The following is a 22,308-nucleotide window of genomic DNA, read 5'->3' as shown; positions in this document are numbered from 1 at the left end:
TTTATCCTGATATAAGGATCTATACAATGAAGTTATCAAAATGTCTGTCTATGAGTGTTTTTATGTTATCACTTGCAGGGTGTTCATTGTTTGGTGGAGAAGAAGAAATTGTCCAGATTTCACCTTCACCAAAAGTGGATAACCAATTTCCAATTCAAGAAATATGGCGAAATAGCACAGCAGGCAATACAAATGTTTATTCATTATTGGGGCCGATTAATTACGATAATGCTATTTATGCTGCTAGCCGTAGTGGGCAAGTTAAAGCAATTGATTTATCAACTGGCCATACTATATGGGACAAAAATTTATCACAAAGTACATTATTTAGCAGTAAAACAGCGTTATTTTCTGGCGGTGTAAGCGCTGATGATAGATATGTTTATGTCGGTAGCGAACGTGCGGTTGTTTATGCATTAGATCGTAATGATGGTAATGTGGTTTGGGAAAAATCGGTACATGGTGAAGTACTTGCTCGTCCAGTTTCTTCTGATGATAAAGTCATAATCCATACCGCTAGTGGTAATTTACAAGCTTTGAATCGTAACACAGGTGAAGATGTATGGGATGTAGTGCTTGAAGTGCCAACACTTTCATTGAGAGGTAATTCTACACCAACTATTGCTCATGGTGCGGCTATACTTGGCGATGATACTGGTCATGTGAATGCTTACTATCTTAATGATGGACAACTTATTTGGCAGCAACGAATATCTCAACCAAGTGGATCGACTGAAATTGACAAATTGAATGATGTTGATTCAACCCCAGTTATTGAAGGTAATTTAGCTTATGCAATTGGCTATAATGGTAATGTTGTTGCACTTGACTTAAGTAATGGTCAAATTGTGTGGCGTAAAGAAATGGGATCTACACATAGCTTTGCGGTTGATTCACAGCAGTTATTCATTGTGGATCAAGATGACAATGTTCAAGCTGTGACTAAAAATGGTGGTGCAGTGAATTGGACTCAGACAGGTTTGTTACATCGTCAATTAACCGATCCGGTTATTTATCAAAATTACATTGTGGTTGGTGATTTCGAGGGTTATCTTTATTGGTTAAATAAAGATAATGGTGAGGTAGTTGCAAAAACACAAGTAAGTAGCAGTGGATTGATTTCGAAACCATTAGTTGTCGATAATAAAATTATTGTCCAAGCTAAAAATGGTGATATTTACGCATTTGCAAAAAATTAAGGTAATTAGAGAATAAATATGGTACCTGTTGTCGCACTAGTTGGTCGTCCGAATGTAGGAAAATCGACTCTATTTAATCGATTAACTCGAACTCGAGACGCCTTAGTGGCTGATTTTCCTGGATTAACTCGTGATCGTAAGTATGGCCGAGCTGAAATCAAAGGGCATGAATATATAGTCATTGATACTGGTGGTATTGATGGCACTGAAGATGGGGTTGAAAGCTTTATGGCGGAACAATCCTTACAAGCAATAGAAGAAGCGGATATTGTGCTCTTTCTTGTTGATGCGAGAGCCGGTGCTATGCCTGCAGATCATGCAATTGCTAAACATCTTCGATCTCGCCAAAAAGCAACGTTTTTAGTTGCTAATAAAATTGATGGTATTGATGCAGATAGTGCAATTTCTGACTTTTATAGTTTAGGATTAGGTGATATTCATCCGATTGCAGCGAGTCATGGTCGTGGTGTCAGCGTACTAATCGAGACAGTTTTAGATCCTATTTTTCATTTTGAAAGTGACAAAATTGATACTTCAACAGCAGATCTTCAAAATGAGATGCTTGATGAATCTTATGAAGATTTTGAAGATGATGCAGAATCGCTGATTAATCAGCCAATAAAAGTTGCTATTGTTGGTAGACCAAATGTTGGTAAGTCAACACTAACCAATCGGATTTTAGGTGAAGAAAGGGTTGTAGTTTATGATATGCCAGGTACAACTCGTGACAGTATTTATATACCAATGACACGAGATGATCGTGAATACATCATGATTGATACAGCTGGTGTTCGTAAGCGAGGTAAGGTAACGGAAACCGTTGAGAAATTTTCGGTTATTAAAACGTTACAAGCAATAGAAGATGCTAACGTCGTAATTTTGGTTATTGATGCCCGAGAAGGTATTTCTGATCAAGATTTGTCTTTGCTTGGTTTTATTATTAATAGTGGGCGCTCACTGGTTATTGCTGTTAATAAGTGGGATGGATTATCACAAGATATTAAAGAACAAGTGAAAACTACGTTAGATGATCGACTCGATTTTATCGATTTTGCTCGTTTACACTTTATCTCTGCGCTTCATGGTAGTGGCGTAGGAAACCTATTTGATTCAATTCAAGAAGCATATGATTGCGCTACACGCCGTGTTAATACCGCATTATTAACTAAAATAATGCAAATGGCACAAGATGACCATCAACCACCATTGGTCAGAGGACGTCGGGTTAAATTAAAATATGCCCATGCCGGAGGTTATAATCCTCCAATTGTGGTTATTCATGGTAATCAAGTTGAAGATTTACCTGATTCTTATAAACGTTATTTAATGAACTATTTTAGACGTTCATTAAAAATTATGGGGTCGCCAATACGAATTCAATTCAAAGAAGGCGCCAATCCATTCGAAGGTCGAAAAAATAGTTTGACTGCTTCGCAACAACGTAAACGTCGTCGTTTAATGAAACATGTACGAGGTCGTAAATAACTTATGACAGAAACAAAAATAATCGATGGTGGGCAAGAAGGTATTTGTCCTAAGTGTCATAATAGAATGAGTATTGTTTCGCCACAATATTATGATTGTCCTCATTGCCAACAGCATTATCAAGAACAGTATATTTGCCCAATTTGCCGACAAAATGCGCAAATGGTTAAAGGCTGTGGCGCTATTAACTATATTTGTCACACTGATGGCTTAATTTCCAGCAGTAAAGTGATATTTCATTATTTACCAGAATAGAAAATTGTATCTATATTTAAAGCCATAAGAGGTTATTTTATGCGAATTATTTTATTAGGCGCACCGGGAGCAGGAAAAGGAACTCAAGCACAATTTATTATGCAACAATACGGAATTCCGCAAATTTCAACTGGCGATATGTTGCGTGCAGCAGTAAAAGCAGAGAGTCCATTAGGTTTACAAGCAAAAGAGCTAATGGATAATGGTAAGCTTGTTACTGATGAGTTAGTTATCGCATTAGTCAAAGAGCGTATTGCGCAAAGCGATTGTAAAAATGGCTTTTTATTAGATGGTTTTCCTCGTACTGTGCCACAAGCAGATGCAATGAAAGAAGCGGGTATCAATGTTGATTATGTACTTGAGTTTGATGTACCTGATGAAGTGATTATAGATCGTATGAGTGGTCGTCGTATTCATGCTGGTTCAGGGCGTGTATACCATGTTCGTCATAATCCCCCAAAAGTTGAAAATATTGATGATGTAACTGGAGAACCATTAACTATTCGTAAAGATGATAGTGAAGAAATCGTCCGTAAACGTCTTGTTGAATATCATGATTTGACTAAACCATTAGTCAAATATTATCAACATGAAGCCAAAGAAGGCCGAACTCAATATTTCCGTATTGATGGTACACAAGCTGTTTCATCTGTGACCAATGAATTGACTAAAATTTTAGGCTAATTGCTATTAAGAGGGATGATAGACTTTTTCATCCCTCATCTTAACCAATCAATTATTTCGCTAACTTAAGCGCTTGTTCTAAATCAGCAATAATATCATCAATATGTTCAATACCAATTGAGAGGCGTATCATTTCTTGACTTACTCCAGCCTTTTGCAATTCCTCATCATTAAGTTGTCGATGGGTAGTTGATGCTGGATGACAAGCTAATGAACGGGTATCACCGATATTAACTAAACGGATAATCAATTTTAAAGCATCGATAAATTTGGCTCCAGCTTGTTTACCTCCTTTGATACCAAAGGATAAAATACCAGCAGGTAAACCATTGTCCATCTGTTTTACCGCTAAATGATGCTCAGGATGATTAGCCAGACCTGCATAATTGACCCATTCAACTTGAGGATGTGAAGCCAAATAATTGGCTACTTTAATCGTATTCTGGCAGTGTCGCTCAATGCGTAAAGAGAGTGTTTCAAGACCTTGTAGTAATAAAAAAGTATTAAATGGTGATAAAGCTGCTCCCATGTTACGCAGTGGTATTACTCGGCAACGAGCAATATAAGCTGCGTCTCCAAAGCTTTCAGTATATGAAACACCATGATAAGAAGGATCAGGTTGATTGAGCATTGGATACTTATCTGCATGATCTTTCCAAGGAAATTTACCTGAGTCAACAATCATTCCGCCTAAGCTATTACCATGCCCACCAATATATTTAGTTAATGAATGTACTACTATATCAGCTCCAAATTCAAATGGTCGGCAAAGCGCAGGGCTGGCAACTGTATTATCAACAATTAGCGGTATACCATGGCGATGGGCAATATCAGCCAGTACTGATAAATCAACAATATTACCTGCTGGATTACCGATACTTTCACAGTAAATGGCTTTAGTTTTGTCATCAATTTGCTTTTCAATCGCATTTAAATCATTGTGTGGTGCAAACTTTGTTGTGATACCGAAATTAGGCAGGGTATGAGCCAATAAGTTATAGGTGCCACCATAGAGTTTGGAAACCGATACAATATTTTCACCAGCAAATGTAATGGCTTGTATAGCATAAGTAATTGCTGCCATTCCAGAAGCTACCGCTAATGCTCCTATACCGCCTTCTAGTGCGGCAATACGCGCTTCAAGTACAGCATTAGTTGGATTGGTTATCCGTGTATAGATGTTTCCAGCAACTTTTAAATCAAATAAATCGGCGCCATGTTGGGTATCATCGAATGCATAAGATGTGGTTTGATAGATCGGAACAGCGACGGCATGGGTTGTTGGTTCAGGGGTATAGCCTGCGTGTAAAGCAATCGTTTCTGGTTTCATGTTAGAGCCTCATATTTATAACTATTTTTCAACTATAAGGCTCTTATTTTGTGCAAAGAATTACTAAAAAGTAAAGAATTATAAAACCATTCTTACGATATCGATTTCACCTAATTCTTTGTATAGATTTTCTACCTGATCAATATGGGTTGCATTAATGGTAATGGATACTGAATGATAATTACCTTTACTACTTGGTTTGATCGACGGCGTATAATCCCCTGGTGCATGACGTTGAATCACGGATACAACTTTATCAACTAATTCTGGTTTTGCTTCACCCATTACTTTATAAGTGAAAGAACAAGGGAAATCTAATAATTCATTTAATTTTGTTTGTTGCATAATAGTCTTTTTCTCGTTTTATCAGTATAGCTATTAAATATATTGCATATATATAGTCAGTTTATTATTCTTCAAGTTCAGAATAATAAACATTACTTTTTAAAGCCTATAATTTGATCTATGATAGTCAAATTCTAACATAGCTTAGTAAAACCTACCTTACTATTATTTTAAAAGGCTAAAATAACATGTTATCCCAATCAGCTAACAAAGAACCTTTTGGTACATTACTTGGCTATGCGCCGGGTGGTGTTGCTATTTACTCTTCTGATTATGAAACATTGGATCCTGAACAATACCCTAATGATGCATCATTTCGAAGTTATTCAGGTCATGAGTATATGGGTTATAAGTGGCAATGTGTCGAATTTGCTAGAAGATTTTTATTTCTAAATTATGGGATAGTCTTTACCGATGTCGGTATGGCACATGAAATATTTTCGTTAAGATTTCTTCGTCAAGTGATTAATGAAGCCATTTTACCATTGCAAGCATTTGCTAATGGTAGCAAAAAAATGCCAGAAGCGGGAGCATTGTTAATATGGGATGATGGCGGTATGTTCGATAGGACAGGCCATGTAGCGATTATTACTGAAGTTTTTGATAATAAAATTAGAATTGCCGAACAAAATGTTGTCCATACTCGGCTCCCCATTGGTCAACAATGGACTCGAGAATTAAAAATGACGGTATCCAATGATGGCTACTATTTACACGATACTTTCGATGATACCAAAATTTTAGGCTGGATGATTCAAACTGAGAATACTCTTCATAGCTTACCACAACCGAATGTTGCTAAGCATTTACTTGATATTCATAGTGTCCATATCGAAAATCATGGTCAATTTGATAAGAAATGGTTGAACGAAAGTGATACATTAGAAAGTGCCTATGTGTCAGCAACTGGACACGCCATCAGCCATGATGATCAGTATCGTTATTTTACTATTTCGGAAAGCGCTGAGCTGGAGCTTATTCGTGCAACAAACGAACTTCATTTGATGTATTTGCATGCTACCGATAAAGTTTTAAAAAATGATAATTTATTGTGTAATTTCAATATTCCTGAAATTCTTTGGCCACGGCTTAGATTATCATGGCAACAACGCCGTTATCAGATGATCACCGGACGGTTAGATTTTTGTATGGATGAAAGGGGCTTTAAAGTTTATGAATATAATGCTGATTCAGCCTCATGCCATACCGAAGCAGGGCAAATTTTGCAAAGTTGGGCAATACAAGCCGAATTAAATGCTGGTGTTAATCCTAGTGCGGGTTTACTTAATGCATTAGCCGACTGTTGGAAACATAGTGATGCAAAAGCGTTTGTACATATCATGCAAGATAATGATAGTGAAGAAAACTATCATGCATTATTTATGCAAAAAGCATTAACTCAAGCCGGATTTGAAAGCAAAATTTTACGCGGACTATCGGGACTCAGTTGGGATAAACGAGGACGATTAGTAGATGATGAGCAACGCCAGGTCACCTGTGTATGGAAGACTTGGGCATGGGAAACTGTACTTGAACAACTTCGCCAAGAAAGTGAAGCTCAAGTGGCAGGGTTACCAATTAGAACATGGCATCCGGAAAATTCGGTTAGATTAATAGATGTATTACTTCGACCTGAGGTATCGGTTTTTGAGCCTTTATGGACGGTGATTCCAAGTAATAAAGCTATTTTGCCAGTGCTATGGTCATTATTTCCTAACCACCGCTATTTACTTGAATCTTCATTTGAACTCAATGACAATTTAATTAAAAAAGGTTACGCAATTAAACCGATTGCTGGGCGTAGAGGTAGCGATATAGAGTTAGTTGGTTGTCATGAGCAAATATTGGATAAAACGGTTGGCCGATTTGCTAAACAAGAAAACATTTATCAAGAGCTATGGTGTTTACCTAAAGTTGATGATCGTTATTTACAAATTTGTACATTTACTGTTGGTGGCCATTATGGCGGTGCTTGTTTACGTTCGGATCCCTCTTTAGTTATAAGAGGGGAAAGTGATATGCAGCCTTTACGAGTATTAACTGATGAAGAATTTATTAAACAACTTTACAAAAAAAGTTGAGGAAAGGGGTTTTTTAAGCATAATTTGTCAAATTGATCGTTCAATTTATCAATGACAGATGGTGAGTTTTGTTATTTAATTAAACATAGCTAATTAAGTTATCTTTATCTTATTAAAAATAACTAAAAATATTATATCTATTTGATTGACAATGACAATAACCTAGTTTTTTTGATAGAATTGATTTAATACAAATAATAATTATAAAAAATATAATTAAAATAAAGGAATATCAGGATATATGGCAAATACATTATTGCGCAGTGGCGATATTAAAGATTTTAAAATGCTCGGACATGACGGTAAAGCTGCTTATCTTGTCGCTTCGCAAATTCGTGAAATGTTTCGAGTTAAATTAGGTCGCCAATACTCTGATTGTTTAGCGATACCTCAACGTAATGATCAAGGTAATATTGTTGATTGGTACATTCCCTTCGACTCAGAACAACCTGATGGTCAATATGATATTATCCCGTGGACTTCAGCTAGTGAAGATGAACAAAAGTCTGCATTAGGCTTACTGAAAGAATTCGAAAGTAAAGTTATTGAGTTAGGCCAAAAATTAGCTAGTAATCCTAATCTAGAAGGCGATCAATTACTTTTTAGTCGATTGATTTACGATCCAAAACAAAACGAAAATAGTCTTGAACCGAATTTGATGGCGATACGTTTCCCTAGCAATCAATTTGTTTATATTGTTAATGGTAAACCTGTTATCACTTTTTGGGGATTTGTTAACCCTCAGACGCCACAAGCAACTTCACCTTTCTACTGTTTAGAAGCATTTCGAAAAGCTGCTCCAAAGGTTGCAGCCACTGCTCCAGTACAAGCCCCTGTTATTGTTAAAAAACCTTGGTGGAAGCGCTGGTGGATATGGTTGTTAGGATTATTACCTTTGTTATTACTACTATTATTAGCAATTTTTTGGTTAAAAGGTTGTAGCTGGAACCCAAGTATATCTATCGATCCCAAAATATCATTAGATGGTAAAGTTGATATTCCTGAGCCAACAGTTGTAAATGATAAAGAGGACAAACAAGAGAAAAAAGAGCCTGAGCCAGAAATCAAAGAGGTTAATAATAAACCTGTTACTATCGTTAATGGCGTAGTACCAAATGGAAAAGTTGCAGTAGATCCTAACGCACTACCTGTTAATGGTATTGCTACAGATCCAGCTGTAGTAGATAATTCGGCAGCTACCGCACCAGATCAAGGAATGGCTAATAATGTAAATCCAGATGGTGTTACAGATCAACCACAACCTACGTCTTCACCTGATGATAAAGGAAATAATGGAGAGCAAGGTGAACAGGGAAATCAGGTTGATAAAGATGATAAAGGCAGTAATACAAATCCATCTGATGATAAAAAAGATAATCAAAATGGACAAGTACCTCCAACACCTAATTTAGATAGTAAATCTGACGTAACGAATAGTAATTCTGATCAAGGTAATCAACCTAATGTAAATGCTAGCCAAGCAAATAATTTAGCCTTACCTGCTGACGTGTTAAAACAGGGATCAACGAATTTCTTAAATGGTCAATGGTCAGTTGGTGCTGGTATTCAAGATAAAGCAACAGGTAAGCCATTGCAGTTAAGTTATAATTTTAATCAAGGCAATGGTGAAGTAACGGTTACTCGCAGTGATGGTGTTAAATGTGTTGGTAACGTGGGTACTGGGATCCAGAATTCTAATTTAAATATTACTGGCAATTCTGAAGCCATTTGCAGTGATAATACTAAATATCAATTACCTAAAATTCAGTGTAAATCAGGTAAAGACAATCAAGCTGATTGTCAGGGAATTTATGATAACGGGACTTCGTTCCCAATTACGATGAAAAAACAATAGGATTGTATATGCTTCCAGAAATACGCAACTATGGTCAAGAAGTTACACTGATCATGAATAGTGGAATTCAATTTCTTGATTTTGCATTGAAAATAGATTGGAAAGATAATCAATGGCGCAGTAAAGTTAATGGTTGTTTTATTGATCCATCAGAAAGTGGAGCGTTAGTTAGATTAATTGAAGATATCGATAATGGTAAATTTTTTGCACCAGATAATCTCTCTTTTGCTGTCACACCTACTCAAGAGATTAGTGTTGAGCAATCCTTAAAACTATATGATGGTATTTGGTTGCCTATTCCAATTTTAAGATCTATTCCACCAGAGCGTTTTGATAAAGGACCTCATAACTGGAGTCGAGTGCGAATTGTTAATATTCCAGAAGGTGAAGACCCAGATGGCAATACTCATCGTATTACCTTTGCCTTTGATACAAAAATTTTTACCAATATGCAGGATGTTGCTTATTTGGCACCAACGGAAAATGATGTGAAAACTGGAGCAGTATTTAGTTTAGCTCATCGTTCAGATCAAGTCTCATGGTATTTAGAGCAAAAATGGATAACCAGTTGGTTAATTGATTTATTTCAAGAATTAGCCCCTCAAGCTGAACGTTTAAAAGTACATAAAGATGATATTAATTTAGAAATAGCTAATAAAGCTTATTATGGACATTATTTAAATATTCTCAATTTGTTAGCTGATTCATTACAGTTACCAAAAATTAAAATTGTTTCAAATAATCGAGATGATGTGATTAAATCGATTCCTGTTGATATGATTTTAGATGTTGGTAATTCAAGAACTTGTGGCATATTAATTGAAGATCACGTTCAAGATAAAGATAGTTTAAATCGTCGTTATGAGCTTGAAATTCGGGATTTAACTCAGCCCGAACATATTTATAATGAACCATTTGAGAGTCGAGTAGAATTTGCACAAACTTTTTTTGGTAAAGAACATTTTTCGCTTCAAAGTGGAAGACGAGATACATTCCGCTGGCCAAGTATTGTTCGAGTCGGAAAAGAAGCGAGCCGTCTAGCTAGTCGCCGCGAAGGAAATGAAGGGGCAACCGGACTTTCAAGCCCGAAACGTTATTTATGGGATCAAGAAAAGTATGAGCAAGGCTGGCGCTTTAATTCACATTATGTCAAAAGTGATCATGAACCATTTGCAACCGCAGAGCCGTTTTCTAGTCTAATCAATGAGTATGGTGAAGCACTGCATATCCTCAGTAATGAAATTGAGGAAGAATTTGACCGAAAAATGCCCGTTTTTCACCCAAAATATTCACGTAGTTCATTAATGACATTTATGCTATGTGAAGTATTGATGCATGCTCTAATGCAAATCAATAGTGTCGCTCAGCGCAACAAGCTTGAACATGCAAGAACACCGCGTAATTTGCGTTCTATTATTCTAACTATTCCACCGGCAATGCCAAAACCAGAACAAGCGATATTTAAAAGCTGTGTTTATCAAGCTATTGGCTTAGTTTGGAAAAGCTTAGGTTGGGATAATTCTGATGATAATATTGATTTTAGTAATCCTGAACAATTGAAAAGTATTTGGCCAAATATCCCTGAAGTTTATATTCAATGGGATGAAGCAACTTGCGGACAAGTTGTTTATCTCTTTAACGAAACGCAAAACAATTATAATGGCCGTTCAGAAGAATTTATTGCTTCAATGGTGCGACCAGACAAAACCAATAAACAGAAACTAACAATTGCCACTGTTGATATTGGAGGTGGAACAACAGATTTGGTCATCAATGATTACGAACTTGATTATGGTGCCAATAAACAACTTAATAGTAGTAATGCTTATCTTGTTCCAACTCAACGTTTTCGTGATGGATTTAAAGTTGCAGGTGATGATATTTTGCTTGATATCATCCAAGATACTGTTTTGACTTCATTAACTAATGGATTAAAACAGGTTGGACTTGTTGATCCTAATCCGATTTTATCGACAATTATTGGTTCACAACAGGTATCAATTCAAGACGCAGTACTACGACAACAATTAACTTTACAGTTATTTACACCTGTCGGATTACAAGTATTAAAACTTTATGAGCTTTATGAACCATTACATGCTGAAAAACATGTTTATAATATGACTTTTGGTGAGTTATTACAAAATAATGTGATGACAGATAATGTTCTGAATTTTATTAATGAACCAGTTCGCCGAACTCTAAATAATCCTGAATTTTCCGTTCTTGATTTGAATGTTGAAATAAATCTTAAACGTATTCATCACTTATTTATTCGTGGTGATTATTATAATATTTGTAAAACATTCGATGCTTTATCTGAAATTATTAGCTGTTACCAATGTGATGTGCTGTTATTGACCGGACGACCATCTCGTTTACCTGGTGTACAAAGTTACTTCCGTTCTCGTTTATCTATCCCTGCAGGACGTGTTTTGCCGCTACATGGTTATTATACTGGTGGTTGGTATCCTTTCCATAAACAAGAGCGCATTGATGATCCTAAAACAACCGCTGCAGTTGGTGCTATGTTATGTTTCTTAAGTAAAAATCTAAGATTAGCGAATTTTTATTTTAGATCAGCAAATATGGAGTTGTACTCAACAGTTAAATACATTGGTCTATTAGATAATCTAAATATGATAAAAAAAGAAAATATCTATTATCAAGATATCGATTTAGATAATCCTGATTATGATTTTCCTGAAGTCTCTTTTGAAATTCGAGGCACGACAAGACTTGGTTTTAAACAGTTAGAAATTGACCGTTGGCCTGCTTCACCAATTTATATTTTAACGATCGAAAATAGTGATGTAGCTAAAAGATTGAGTGCTGAAGGGGTTGTTTTAGAAGTAACATTAGGAATAAAAAATCGACAAAAAACAGTTGAGAATTTCTATATTAAAGATGTTAAAGCTTCAGATGGACGTGCTTGCAGTAAAACCAAGGATATAAAGCTTAGTCTGAATACAATGGTAAATTCTGGCTTAATTAGCACACAATATTGGCTTGATAGTGGAATGATAAAACGATGAAAAATTTAAACGAACAACTTCCTAAATCTTGGGAGCAGATTTATCAAGCATCAGCACAGGCAATTGAATGGGTCAATCAAACCCGAGACTCATCAAAGCGTTTGCATAATGAAGCTGATAATTTAATTCTTGATCTACGCCGATTACGTAATAGTGCTAAACGTTTAGGTGATGTGTCGACTAAGTCGGTTGCGGTCGGTTTTTTTGGTTTGTCACAAGCAGGTAAATCTTACCTTATTTCAGCATTAGCAGCAGGTGAAAATGGAAAACTTGAAACAGTGGTTGATAATGAAATCTTAGATTTTATTGATCACGTCAATCCTGTCGGCGGGGGTAAAGAGGCTACTGGTCTTGTTACTAGATTTAGTCGTACTGCTAAAGGTGGTATTGCCAACTATCCACTAGAGCTAAAACTATTTCAAGAAATAGAAATTGTTAAAATCCTGATTAACGCCTATTTTAAAGATTTTGATCAGCAAAAAGTTATCAATAAAGTTGAGTTTTCTGAGCTAAATCAACTTATTCAACGTATCGAAAGTAAAAAGCAAGTTGATTATACTGGCGGTATAACTGAAGATGATATCGTTGATTTGTATGATTATTTATCTGAAAATTTTGGCAATTCACTTGAGGGATTGAAAGGTGGTTATTGGGAAAAAGCCATGTCATTGCTACCTTATCTTTCAATTACCGACCGTGGTACTTTATTTTCTGTGTTATGGGGTGGTATCAGTGAACTTACGGCAATTTATATTCAATTGGCGACAACCTTATCAAGCTTAAATCATGTAAATACCGTTTATGCGCCCCTTAACGTGTTAGTCAAGGACAATGGTGATGGTACCAAGTCGCAGATTGATAGCATCATGAATGTTGATATGCTTGAAAGGTTAAATACTGAAAATGATTCATCGGTAACCGTTACGCCATTTAATGGAGTGCCAACTTCAATATCATTAGCGCAATTAGCCTTTTTAACAGCAGAATTAATCTTCCCATTAGTGAATAAAACTCGTGTACCTACTTTTGAGAATGTCGATCTGCTTGATTTTCCAGGATATCGAGGTCGATTAAATTTAATTTCTATTTCTGATGTCAAAGAGGGTAATCCTATCGCTCAACTTTTATTACGTGGTAAAGTTGCTTATCTTTTTGAGAAATACACTGATAGCCAAGAGATGAATGTTTTAGTGGTTTGTACGCCATCGGATAAACAATCAGATGTTAATGATGTTGGTCCAGTTTTAGAAAGATGGATTGATAAAACCCAAGGCGAAACAGCTGATAAAAGAGCAACAAAAAAAGCTGGATTGCTATGGGCTATTACGATGTTTGATAAACGAATTGGAGCATCATTGTCACTGTCCCAAGACAATTTAAGAAATACTTGGGGTAAAGGTGGCTTATTACAGCAGACCATTTTAGAACGTTTTGGTAGTTATGATTGGCTATCCAATTGGTCAAATGATGGTAAATTTAACAATGTATTCTTGGTACGTAAACCAGGATTTGACGTGCCATTTTTAAATGTCGATGCTAAAGCTAACGTTGAATTATCCTACAATGATAATTATCAACAAGAAATGTTAATGTTGAAAAATACATTTGTTGAAAATCCGGATATTCAAGAGTATGTCAACGCTCCTGATCAAGCGTGGGATGCGATGTTACAATTAAATGATGGTGGCATTGGTCGAATTAGCCAGTATTTAGAACAAGTCGCCATTACTGAAGTTAAACAACAGCGGATTGTTGAACAACTTAATGAACAAATTGATTATATTATCAATATACGTTTTGATACTTGGTATCAAGCTGGTAGCGATGAAGAATTAGGTAAGAAAAAACAGATAATTAATAATGTTGTAAAAGAACTACAAGGAAAAGCATTATTATTAGGTGAATTACTTAAAGTTTTAGAATTGCCGGATCAAACTATTCGAGCTTTGTATCATTCTAGCCATATGGATAATGATATCAGCAATACTAGCGGTGATGACGTAATCGATAATTCTTCAAATGATTTTGGCTTAAATACCGATTTTGAACTTTTTCCGGAAGTAAATTCGCCTTTACAACCTCAGGTAGTTGCTAATATCGCAAGCGAATCTAAATTTGCTAAAAATGTGTTTACTGCATGGCTAGAACATTTAAGAAATATTGTATTAGATAAACATATTCTACAATTTTTCAGTATTGATCAGAAAGCACTCTCTTTTATTGTTGAAGAGTTGATTACTGGTGCTAACCGTTTGAAACTTGAAACTAGCTTAACTGAAAAAGTTTTAGCTAATGAAAATGTAGGCAGTAAGCGTGATGAGCTTGAGTCTCGGCAGATTAGCTCTATTAATATGTTATTGGCTGACTTTATTGCATGGCTTGGTTTTATTCCTGGGCAAACAAACGATATTCCTGATAGCCGAGTTAATCAAGGTAAGCCGATATTTTCATCGCCATTGACTCAATTTTCAAGTCAATTATCACATCCATTGCCAGTACTTGATGATAAGACCAAAAATTATTCTCAATTTGCTATATTTGATTGGTTTATTGCCTTTGCGACGCTTGCTCAAGAAAATGTTGGTCATCATGCTGGTCGTGAAATAAGCCAAGAACAAAACTCTCGTCTTGGTGAAATTTTAACTTGTTTTAAGGAATCACAAATATAATAGTATTATTGTGAATATATTTAATAACAACAATTTAATAATTATTAATAACAATAAGGTGGTTTTTAAAACTACCTTACATATATGAAATATCCATAAAATAATATTAATACAATCATAGTGATGAAATAGAGGATATCATGGCATTAAGAATTGAATTAGAAGGCGATAAACCGGGTGTTGCTAAGTTTTTGGCGCAAAAATGGAGTGGTAGTGCAGATATTGATATACTTATTCAACGCAACCAAGATGGTTATTATTTGTCCGGTCTTAATCAATGGGGACCAGAAAAAAATTGGCATACTGTAACTAGCATGTCTGTCGAGAATGAGCAATTAAGTGGTCTCGTTGATGAATGGCTAGTTGATTCTTTGTTATCTCAAGAAAATAGTGTTAGATTTCTTGCTGAAATTCGTGATAAACAGAATCAAAGCTATATTGATAGAGGGGTGATCAATATCGCTGAAACAGTATTCCCTTCATCTGCTTTAATTACCTCGCCAGCAATATTTGATGAGATTGAACAAAATACCTTTGAGCCGAATAAAGTAGCCTCTAACCTTGTTGAATCTGATGATTCTCAACCTGTAGAACCTGAAACCGAAGAACAAACAATTGTGGTGGAAAATGAGGTAAAAGTAGAACCTGAAATGGAATCTGAAATAGAGGTAACGCCAACATCAACAATAACACAACAAGCGGTGTCAGATCCACAATCCACTAAAGCAAAAAGTAAATTAGGGTTGATTATTATTATTTTTGTCATTCTGCTGACTTTCGCTGGGATTGGTTTTGCAGTATGGTATTTTTTATTCTCTCAAGATAAAAATCCTTTAATTTCTCTAACTCAAAGTAATAGTCAATGTAATATTGCTAATGCAACAACTGATGATTTATCTTTTATTCAACAATGTTTACAGAGTAAACCAGATGCTGGTGCAGTAATTGATGTCATAAATCAGGCTAAACAAGCTAATAAATGTAATATCGCACAACGTTTATATGCCAATCAATCTTTATTGAATGCCAAAGTGGCCTTACTTTATGCGAAAGAATACGATGTGAAGTTTTATCAAGATAACCAGTGCTTCAAGGCAGATAAAGAAACGGCAATTTATTGGTATGAAACGTCATTAAATAATGATCCAAATAACGAGTTGGCTAAAGAACGGTTAGCTGAATTACAAAAATAATTAAGGTGCAGGTATGAAAAAAACAGTAATTTCAACATTGATTTTCGGATTTAGCCTAACTTGCTTACCTTTGGTTAGTTCGGCTTTAGAACCATTAAAGCAAGCCGGCAAAACAACACTTTATCAGCGAGTTTTGAGTACACCAACTTGTGAGTTAAAAAAAAATATTAATGATGCTACTGGTCAATCAGTACCTGCCTTTTCGCGTTATTATGTGTATGAACGGAAAAATGAAAATAATCAAGAATGGTTGAATGTGGGGCCTGATTCATATGGTAAAACTGTTGGTTGGATTAATAATTCCTGTGCTGTTGCTTGGAATATGCAACTGACTTTAGTTTTTACTAATCCTGTTGAACGTGATCCTTTATTATTTTTCAAAGATAAAGCCTCTTTATCAACAATTATTGATGCTGATAAACCGGAAACATTGATAAAACCTATTCGTGATGCACTAAAAGAAAATAAAACCACACCACAAGTGGTGGCACAAGAACCTAAAGAATTTATTGATTTTAAAAGTAATTTCTATTTATTACCTATCTTACAGGGGGAAGAGGTAATGAATGGCCAAGGCTTTTATGAAAGAATTTTAGAGGTTGCTTCGGTTAGTAAACAAGAAACAGTTGTTAAAAATAATAACAAGTCGACTAATCAGTCTGCTGATGATAATACTAATCAAGTTGCCCCATTTAAGGCAGCTATTGTATTTGTTATCGATTCAACTATTTCAATGGATCCTTATATTTCTAGAACCAAGGAAGCAGTGGAAAGAGTTTATCAACATATTGAAAAAGAACATTTACAAGATCAGGTTAAATTTGGTTTGATTTCGTTTCGCTCAAGTTTAAAAGCCTCAGATAAATTAGAATTTGTCAGTAAAGTTTTTGCAGATCCAAATAAAGTAAAAAATAAAGATGATTTTAAAAAATTAAGTGCTTCACTCAAACAAGCATCTGTATCCACCGCTTATTTTGCTGAGGACTCTTATGCAGGTGTATCTCAAGCATTAAATGATATTAATTGGAATAGCTTTGGTGCTCGATATATGATTTTGATTACCGATGCAAGTGCTATTCCAGGTGATGATAAACTTTCAAGTACCGGAATGGATGCAGCCCAGTTGCGACTTGAAGCACAGCATAAAGGAGTTGCAATTTATGCTTTACATTTAAAAACACCGAGTGGTGAAAAGGATCATCAAGTAGCAGCTGCCCAATATTCTGATTTGACTTATAACGATTTTATTCATAAATCATTGTATTATCCCGTTAATGCTGGTGATGTTAATGAATTTGGAAAGAAAGTCGATTCATTAGCACAAGCTTTATCAGAACAAGTTAAATTAGCTTATAAAGGGGAATCATCAGTTGGTAATGCGCTTAATGCTAAAGATGATGATGCCGATATGTTAAAAGATGCTTTACTATTGAGTAAGGCGATGCAATTAGCTTATCTAGGTGATACTAAAGGAACTAAAGCGCCAACTGTTTTTAAAGCATGGATTGCTGATAAAGATTTTGTTAAACCGACTATTCCAACTGCGGAACCACGAATTTTGTTAACTAAATCGCAATTAAGTGATTTGAGTGATATTGTGACTAAGATAGCTAATGCAGCTAATGATGGATTAATTTCAGCTGATGATATGTTTTCACAACTACGTTCTGTTGCTGCTGCAATGGGACAAGATCCAAATAAATTAAAATCAGATTCTGTCACTAAGATTGCTGATTTAGGTTTACTTGGCGAGTATTTAGATAATATTCCTTATAAAAGTGATGTAACTGGTCTTGATCAAGAAACATGGAAGAGTATGAGTGGAATTGAACAAGAAAAGTTTATCCGTAATCTAAATAGTAAAGTTCGTTATTATCAAAAATGTAATGCTGATGTTGATCGTTGGATTTCATTATCTGAAGGTAGTGATCCGCGCGAAAATGTCTATCCTGTACCATTAGAAATGTTGCCATAAAAAATGTTAACTATTAATAATCTGGTAATTTCCAGACCGATAGGCAAATCTTTTTTTAAAGTTTGCCTACCAGAGCTTTCGGTTAAAGCCGGTCAAGTTGTTGTCATTAAAGGTGATAGTGGTTGTGGTAAAAGTACTTTACTCGAAATGATTGGTATGATTCTTCAACCTGATGAAATTAGCCATTATCATCTTATAGTTGATAATCAAAATTACGATATTGCTGATGTGATTCAACGCAATGATGTAAATGAATTAGCGACTATACGCGCAAAATATTTGGGATTTATGTTACAAACGGGTGGATTATTACCTTTTTTAAATATTAAAGATAATATTTTATTATCAGCGAAGTTATTACAAAAAAATATTGAACCAACCAGATTTGATTACTTAATTGATAAATTGAATATAGGTCATTTGTTGAATAAATATCCTAAACAGTTATCAATAGGTGAAAGACAACGAGCATCTTTCATTCGTTCGATTATTCATAGACCTGCGTTACTGTTAGCTGATGAACCAACTTCCGCACTTGATCCTTATAATGCTAATTTATTATTTGATCTAATTATAGAGCAAGCCCAGCAAGATAATATTGCGGCTATGATTGTCACTCATGATTGGCAGAAAATTGAAAATAAAGGATTGTTTACTTTATCGGCAAAATTAACTTCTACACAATCATCAGAATTTTTACCGTTATCAAGTAAGGTATAGAAGATGGATAATGTAACCTCAAAATGGCGATTTATTATTCGGTTATCATTAGCCGATTTATGTTATGATAAGAAAGTATCATTTTGTATTATCGCATCTATAATATCAGTCATTACACCATTGTTGCTATTATTTAGTTTGAAGTATGGTGTTGTCGCTCAGCTACGCCATCAATTACTTAATGATCCACAAAATTTAGAGATAAAAATTGTTGGTAATCTACAACTTGATCAACAGATGTTCGATTGGATTGCAAAGCAACCTGAGACGGCATTTGTTATTCCTCTTACTCGTTCTTTGAATACACAAGCTGATTTGCTTAATGATTCAAGTCATTTTGTTAATAATGCTGAAGTTATTCCGACCGCTAAAGGTGATCCAATAACTCAAGATATGCCTTATCTTCCTCATAAAAATCAAATTCTATTGAGTTCTTTGGCGGCCGAGAAAATGCAAGCAGCAATTGGTAACCGAATAAAAATGGTTATTACTAGACAACTAGATGGTAAATTGGAAAAAGGAAGAACTGAATTAGAGGTTATAGGTATCATTCCTGAAGCGTATTATAGTCGTGCAGCAGGTTTTATAAGTTTAGATCTTTTAATTGAAATGGAACATTTTTATGATGGTTATCAAAGTGAAATTTTTCCAACCGGAACAGGTTTAACTGATTCTTCCTACCCTAACTCATTTGCAAGAGCTCGAATTTATGCTAATTCGCTTGATAATGTTGCTCCTTTAGCCTTTAAATTGCGTGAAAAAAATATAGAAACGCGAACTCAGGCTAATGCGATTGAAAATATGCAAGCTATTGATCGAGTCTTAGGTTTTATTTTTAGTGTGATTGCTATTACGGCAATTTTTGGATGTATATTATCTTTCAGTGGTTCATTTTTATCTAATATAGAGCGAAAACGTAAGGATATTGCTTTTATGAGGCTTATAGGATTTAAGTCTAAGCAAGTTATGCTCTATTTACTGATACAAGCAATGACGTTAAGCTTTTTAGCTTTTATCGTATCATGTTTGCTATTTTTATTAGGAAATTGTGCATTTAATCTGGTTTTAGGTAAAAATTTAGTTTCACAACCAATCGTTAGTCAATTACAATTTTATCATTTCATTATCGCATTTATATTAACACTATTAATATCATTTGTTGTTGTTGCGATAGGAGGACGAGGTGCTATCAATATTCAACCCGCCGAGAGTCTACGTGAAGCGTAAGTTTAAGCCTATTTTTTTTGGGATTATTTTCGGTTTTATTCCTAGTATGGGATATGCTCAGCCATGGGATAGTAAATTTTATAATCCTAAACCGGCCAATGATGATGTTATTCTACCTATGCCGTGTGAAGGTAGTTTGGTGATGAAAAAAGTTTTTACACCAACACGTAAACCATTGGATGATGTTAAAATTGTTTTAGGTAATAACCAAAAAGAACTTGGTTTCGCTGAGTATGCAACACCTAATTATATCTCAGGTAGTTTTTCTGATGATGGTGCAGAAAGATATTATCTTATTGGGAAATATGAAATTACCGCTCTTCAGTATCAATCAGTTATGAATGATAATTGCCCAACAGCCAAAACTAATCTTGCTTTTCCTATTACTGATATCAGTTGGTTTGATGCTGTAGCTTTTACTGATAAATATAATCGTTGGCTAATTGAACAAGCAAAAAATAGATCAAAAGACTTACCCAAAGGGTATGTTCGTCTACCAACTAATACTGAATGGGAATATGCGGCAAGAGGTGGTTCTAAAGTTAGCGAATCAGAATTCCGTGAATCAAAATTTCCTATGGTGAATAGTTTAGAAAATTATGCTTGGTTTTCTGGTGCAAAATCAGCCAATGGTAAACTGCAACTTATTGGTCGGTTAGATGCTAATCCGCTTGGTCTTTACGACATTTTGGGTAATGCGAATGAAATGATGTTCGATTCATTTCGCATGAATAAACTAGATCGTTATCATGGTCAGCAAGGAGGTATGACTGTTCGCGGTGGAAGTTATTTAACGCCAGAAGCATCGATAACTACTGCATTCAAAATAGAAAAACCTTACTATGATCTTCAAAGTGCTTATAGAAGCAAAGATGTTGGATTTCGGTTAGTTTATACAACTGAAGTTATGCAGTCGAATGATCTAGTAAAAGAACTGGACAAAGAATGGAATGAACTGGGTAACCAAGCGGGTCTTTCAAAAGATGATAATGTGGTTAGCGAGCTGGAAAAAATTACCAAGCAAGTTGATGATGAAAAAACTAAAAAAGAATTAAATCAACTTAATGCTCTTTTACGTAGCGCTAATCAAGCTCGTGATGAACAGAGAGATCGCTCTATTCAATCAGCTTTACAATTAGGTGCTTTTTTATGTGCTAATGTTTCCGATTTGAATGCTAAATTTGAATATAACAATAATTTATTTGAAATAATGACTAATGAGGTATGTGATCCAAATGAAATAGAAACATTGAATGAAGATAATATGTGTTCCAAAGTGAAGCTAAATGATTTAAAAAATGTCCTAAATGAATCTAAAAATGCCCGTGATTTTATATTAAAATATTATTCAGATACTATTGTAAATACTGCAACAAATTATGAGAAGGATACCATTAACAATCAATCTAAGCCTACGCAATTTATACTTGAAAATAGTGGTAAAGCCAACATGAGCGATTACTTAAAACTCTATTTCAAACATATTAATAAATATATTGAATCCGGGAAGATCGACCGAGCAAATTGGCTTGAGACGTGTAATGAAATAAAAGGAAAGTAATAATGAATAAATTAATAGTAACAATGACCTTGTGTATCTCACTGATTCTATCAGGTTGCCAAGCATCAGGTGGTGCAAGTTCAAAAGATGTTGATCCAGCTTTAAGCAAAAGTAATAGTGCCAAATTTTTTAGTAAATCAGCATGGCAGTCTTGTGCTATAGGGGCTGGTATCGGTGGTATTGGTTGTGTATTATTGGGCGGTAAAACTGGCACATGTCTTGCCTCAGCGGCGGTTGGTTGTGGTGTAATGATGGGGGCCAATTATTATCTTGATAATAAACGAGCTGAATATGCTGATGCTGAAATGCGACTTGATGTTTATATTCAAGATGTTCAGCAAAATACTTATGAAGTCCAAGCAGTTACTGAAAGTGCAAAAGCTGTTTTAGATAAAAACTTGGCAACATTAAAATCATTAAATAAACAAATTAATTCTCAATCCGTTACTAAAACACAGGCCCAAAAAGATCTGACTCAAATAGACGCCAATATTGCTTATTTGAAAGATAAATTATCACGCATGAAAAAAGTTGAAAATGATTGGGTTTCAATTTCATCACAAGAACGACAATCGGGTGTAAATGTGTCAAAACTTGATAAAGAAATTAATCAGTTACATAAACAAATTGCGGTACTTGAAAAACAAATTAATCTTGTTACTCAACAACGTTCAGCTGTAAGGGTAAGCTAATT

At 35.0% G+C, this 22,308-nt stretch carries 16 protein-coding genes; 14 read left to right on the top strand and 2 right to left on the bottom strand.

The window, feature by feature from the left end; genetic code table 11:
• Nucleotides 1–26: 26 nt before the first annotated feature.
• The 4 genes from bamB to adk are packed head-to-tail and all read left to right on the top strand — an operon-like array spanning nt 27 to nt 3,623.
• On the top strand, nt 27–1,199 hold the full coding sequence (gene bamB / locus H3T54_RS04575; protein WP_198201655.1) for an outer membrane protein assembly factor BamB: 1,173 nt from the start codon (nt 27–29) through the stop codon (nt 1,197–1,199).
• Nucleotides 1,200–1,217: 18 nt separating this feature from the next.
• Nucleotides 1,218–2,684: a ribosome biogenesis GTPase Der gene (gene der, locus H3T54_RS04570; RefSeq protein ID WP_198221199.1), complete on the top strand. Its 1,467-nt coding sequence runs from the start codon at nt 1,218–1,220 to the stop codon at nt 2,682–2,684.
• Nucleotides 2,685–2,687: 3 nt separating this feature from the next.
• Nucleotides 2,688–2,939: a zinc-ribbon domain-containing protein gene (locus tag H3T54_RS04565; RefSeq protein ID WP_110447001.1), complete on the top strand. Its 252-nt coding sequence runs from the start codon at nt 2,688–2,690 to the stop codon at nt 2,937–2,939.
• A gap of 39 nt (nt 2,940–2,978) precedes the next feature.
• On the top strand, nt 2,979–3,623 hold the full coding sequence (gene adk / locus H3T54_RS04560; RefSeq protein WP_086362625.1) for an adenylate kinase: 645 nt from the start codon (nt 2,979–2,981) through the stop codon (nt 3,621–3,623).
• 52 nt (nt 3,624–3,675) lie between these two features.
• On the opposite strand, the gene H3T54_RS04555 is transcribed toward adk, so the two are convergent.
• Nucleotides 3,676–4,953 carry a bifunctional O-acetylhomoserine aminocarboxypropyltransferase/cysteine synthase gene (locus tag H3T54_RS04555; RefSeq protein ID WP_198201651.1) on the bottom strand — a complete coding sequence of 426 codons (1,278 nt, stop codon included), beginning with the start codon at nt 4,951–4,953 and terminating at the stop codon, nt 3,676–3,678.
• Nucleotides 4,954–5,031: 78 nt separating this feature from the next.
• Nucleotides 5,032–5,298 (bottom strand): DUF493 family protein YbeD, encoded by a 267-nt coding sequence (gene ybeD, locus H3T54_RS04550; RefSeq protein WP_065577848.1) that lies wholly within the window; start codon nt 5,296–5,298, stop codon nt 5,032–5,034.
• 188 nt (nt 5,299–5,486) lie between these two features.
• On the opposite strand from ybeD, the gene gss reads away from it, so the two are divergent.
• The 10 genes from gss (at nt 5,487) to H3T54_RS04500 (ending at nt 22,306) form a co-directional block, all read left to right on the top strand.
• A complete protein-coding gene (gss, locus tag H3T54_RS04545) occupies nt 5,487–7,379 on the top strand; it encodes a bifunctional glutathionylspermidine amidase/synthase (protein ID WP_110447003.1) in 1,893 nt (630 codons plus the stop codon).
• Nucleotides 7,380–7,620: 241 nt separating this feature from the next.
• Nucleotides 7,621–9,234 carry an SrfA family protein gene (locus H3T54_RS04540; protein WP_198201649.1) on the top strand — a complete coding sequence of 538 codons (1,614 nt, stop codon included), beginning with the start codon at nt 7,621–7,623 and terminating at the stop codon, nt 9,232–9,234.
• A gap of 8 nt (nt 9,235–9,242) precedes the next feature.
• The gene (locus H3T54_RS04535; RefSeq protein WP_198201648.1) at nt 9,243–12,269 is read left to right on the top strand and encodes a virulence factor SrfB; all 3,027 of its coding nucleotides are present in this window, start codon (nt 9,243–9,245) and stop codon (nt 12,267–12,269) included.
• Entirely contained in the window at nt 12,266–14,938 is a 2,673-nt protein-coding gene (locus H3T54_RS04530; protein ID WP_198221197.1) for a putative virulence factor, read from the top strand. The genes H3T54_RS04535 and H3T54_RS04530 overlap by 4 nt, the downstream gene beginning before the upstream one ends.
• 140 nt (nt 14,939–15,078) lie before the next feature.
• Nucleotides 15,079–16,131: a hypothetical protein gene (locus tag H3T54_RS04525; RefSeq protein WP_198221195.1), complete on the top strand. Its 1,053-nt coding sequence runs from the start codon at nt 15,079–15,081 to the stop codon at nt 16,129–16,131.
• A 13-nt stretch (nt 16,132–16,144) separates the two neighbouring features.
• On the top strand, nt 16,145–18,106 hold the full coding sequence (locus H3T54_RS04520) for a vWA domain-containing protein (RefSeq protein WP_198221194.1): 1,962 nt from the start codon (nt 16,145–16,147) through the stop codon (nt 18,104–18,106).
• Between the two features lie 3 nt (nt 18,107–18,109).
• Nucleotides 18,110–18,826 (top strand): ABC transporter ATP-binding protein, encoded by a 717-nt coding sequence (locus tag H3T54_RS04515; RefSeq protein ID WP_110447008.1) that lies wholly within the window; start codon nt 18,110–18,112, stop codon nt 18,824–18,826.
• Between the two features lie 3 nt (nt 18,827–18,829).
• Nucleotides 18,830–20,053, top strand: coding sequence for an ABC transporter permease (locus H3T54_RS04510; RefSeq protein WP_198221192.1), 1,224 nt, complete (start codon nt 18,830–18,832; stop codon nt 20,051–20,053).
• Nucleotides 20,043–21,614: an SUMF1/EgtB/PvdO family nonheme iron enzyme gene (locus H3T54_RS04505; RefSeq protein ID WP_198221190.1), complete on the top strand. Its 1,572-nt coding sequence runs from the start codon at nt 20,043–20,045 to the stop codon at nt 21,612–21,614. The genes H3T54_RS04510 and H3T54_RS04505 overlap by 11 nt, the downstream gene beginning before the upstream one ends.
• Nucleotides 21,615–21,616: 2 nt before the next feature.
• Complete coding sequence (locus tag H3T54_RS04500; protein ID WP_086361445.1) at nt 21,617–22,306, top strand: hypothetical protein; 690 nt, start codon at nt 21,617–21,619, stop codon at nt 22,304–22,306.
• Nucleotides 22,307–22,308 lie beyond the last annotated feature (2 nt).

The organism is Gilliamella sp. B14384G10 (assembly GCF_016101685.1).
GTDB classification, from domain to species: Bacteria; Pseudomonadota; Gammaproteobacteria; order Enterobacterales; family Orbaceae; genus Gilliamella; species Gilliamella apis_A.
This window is presented reverse-complemented; position numbering and strand designations above follow the sequence as displayed.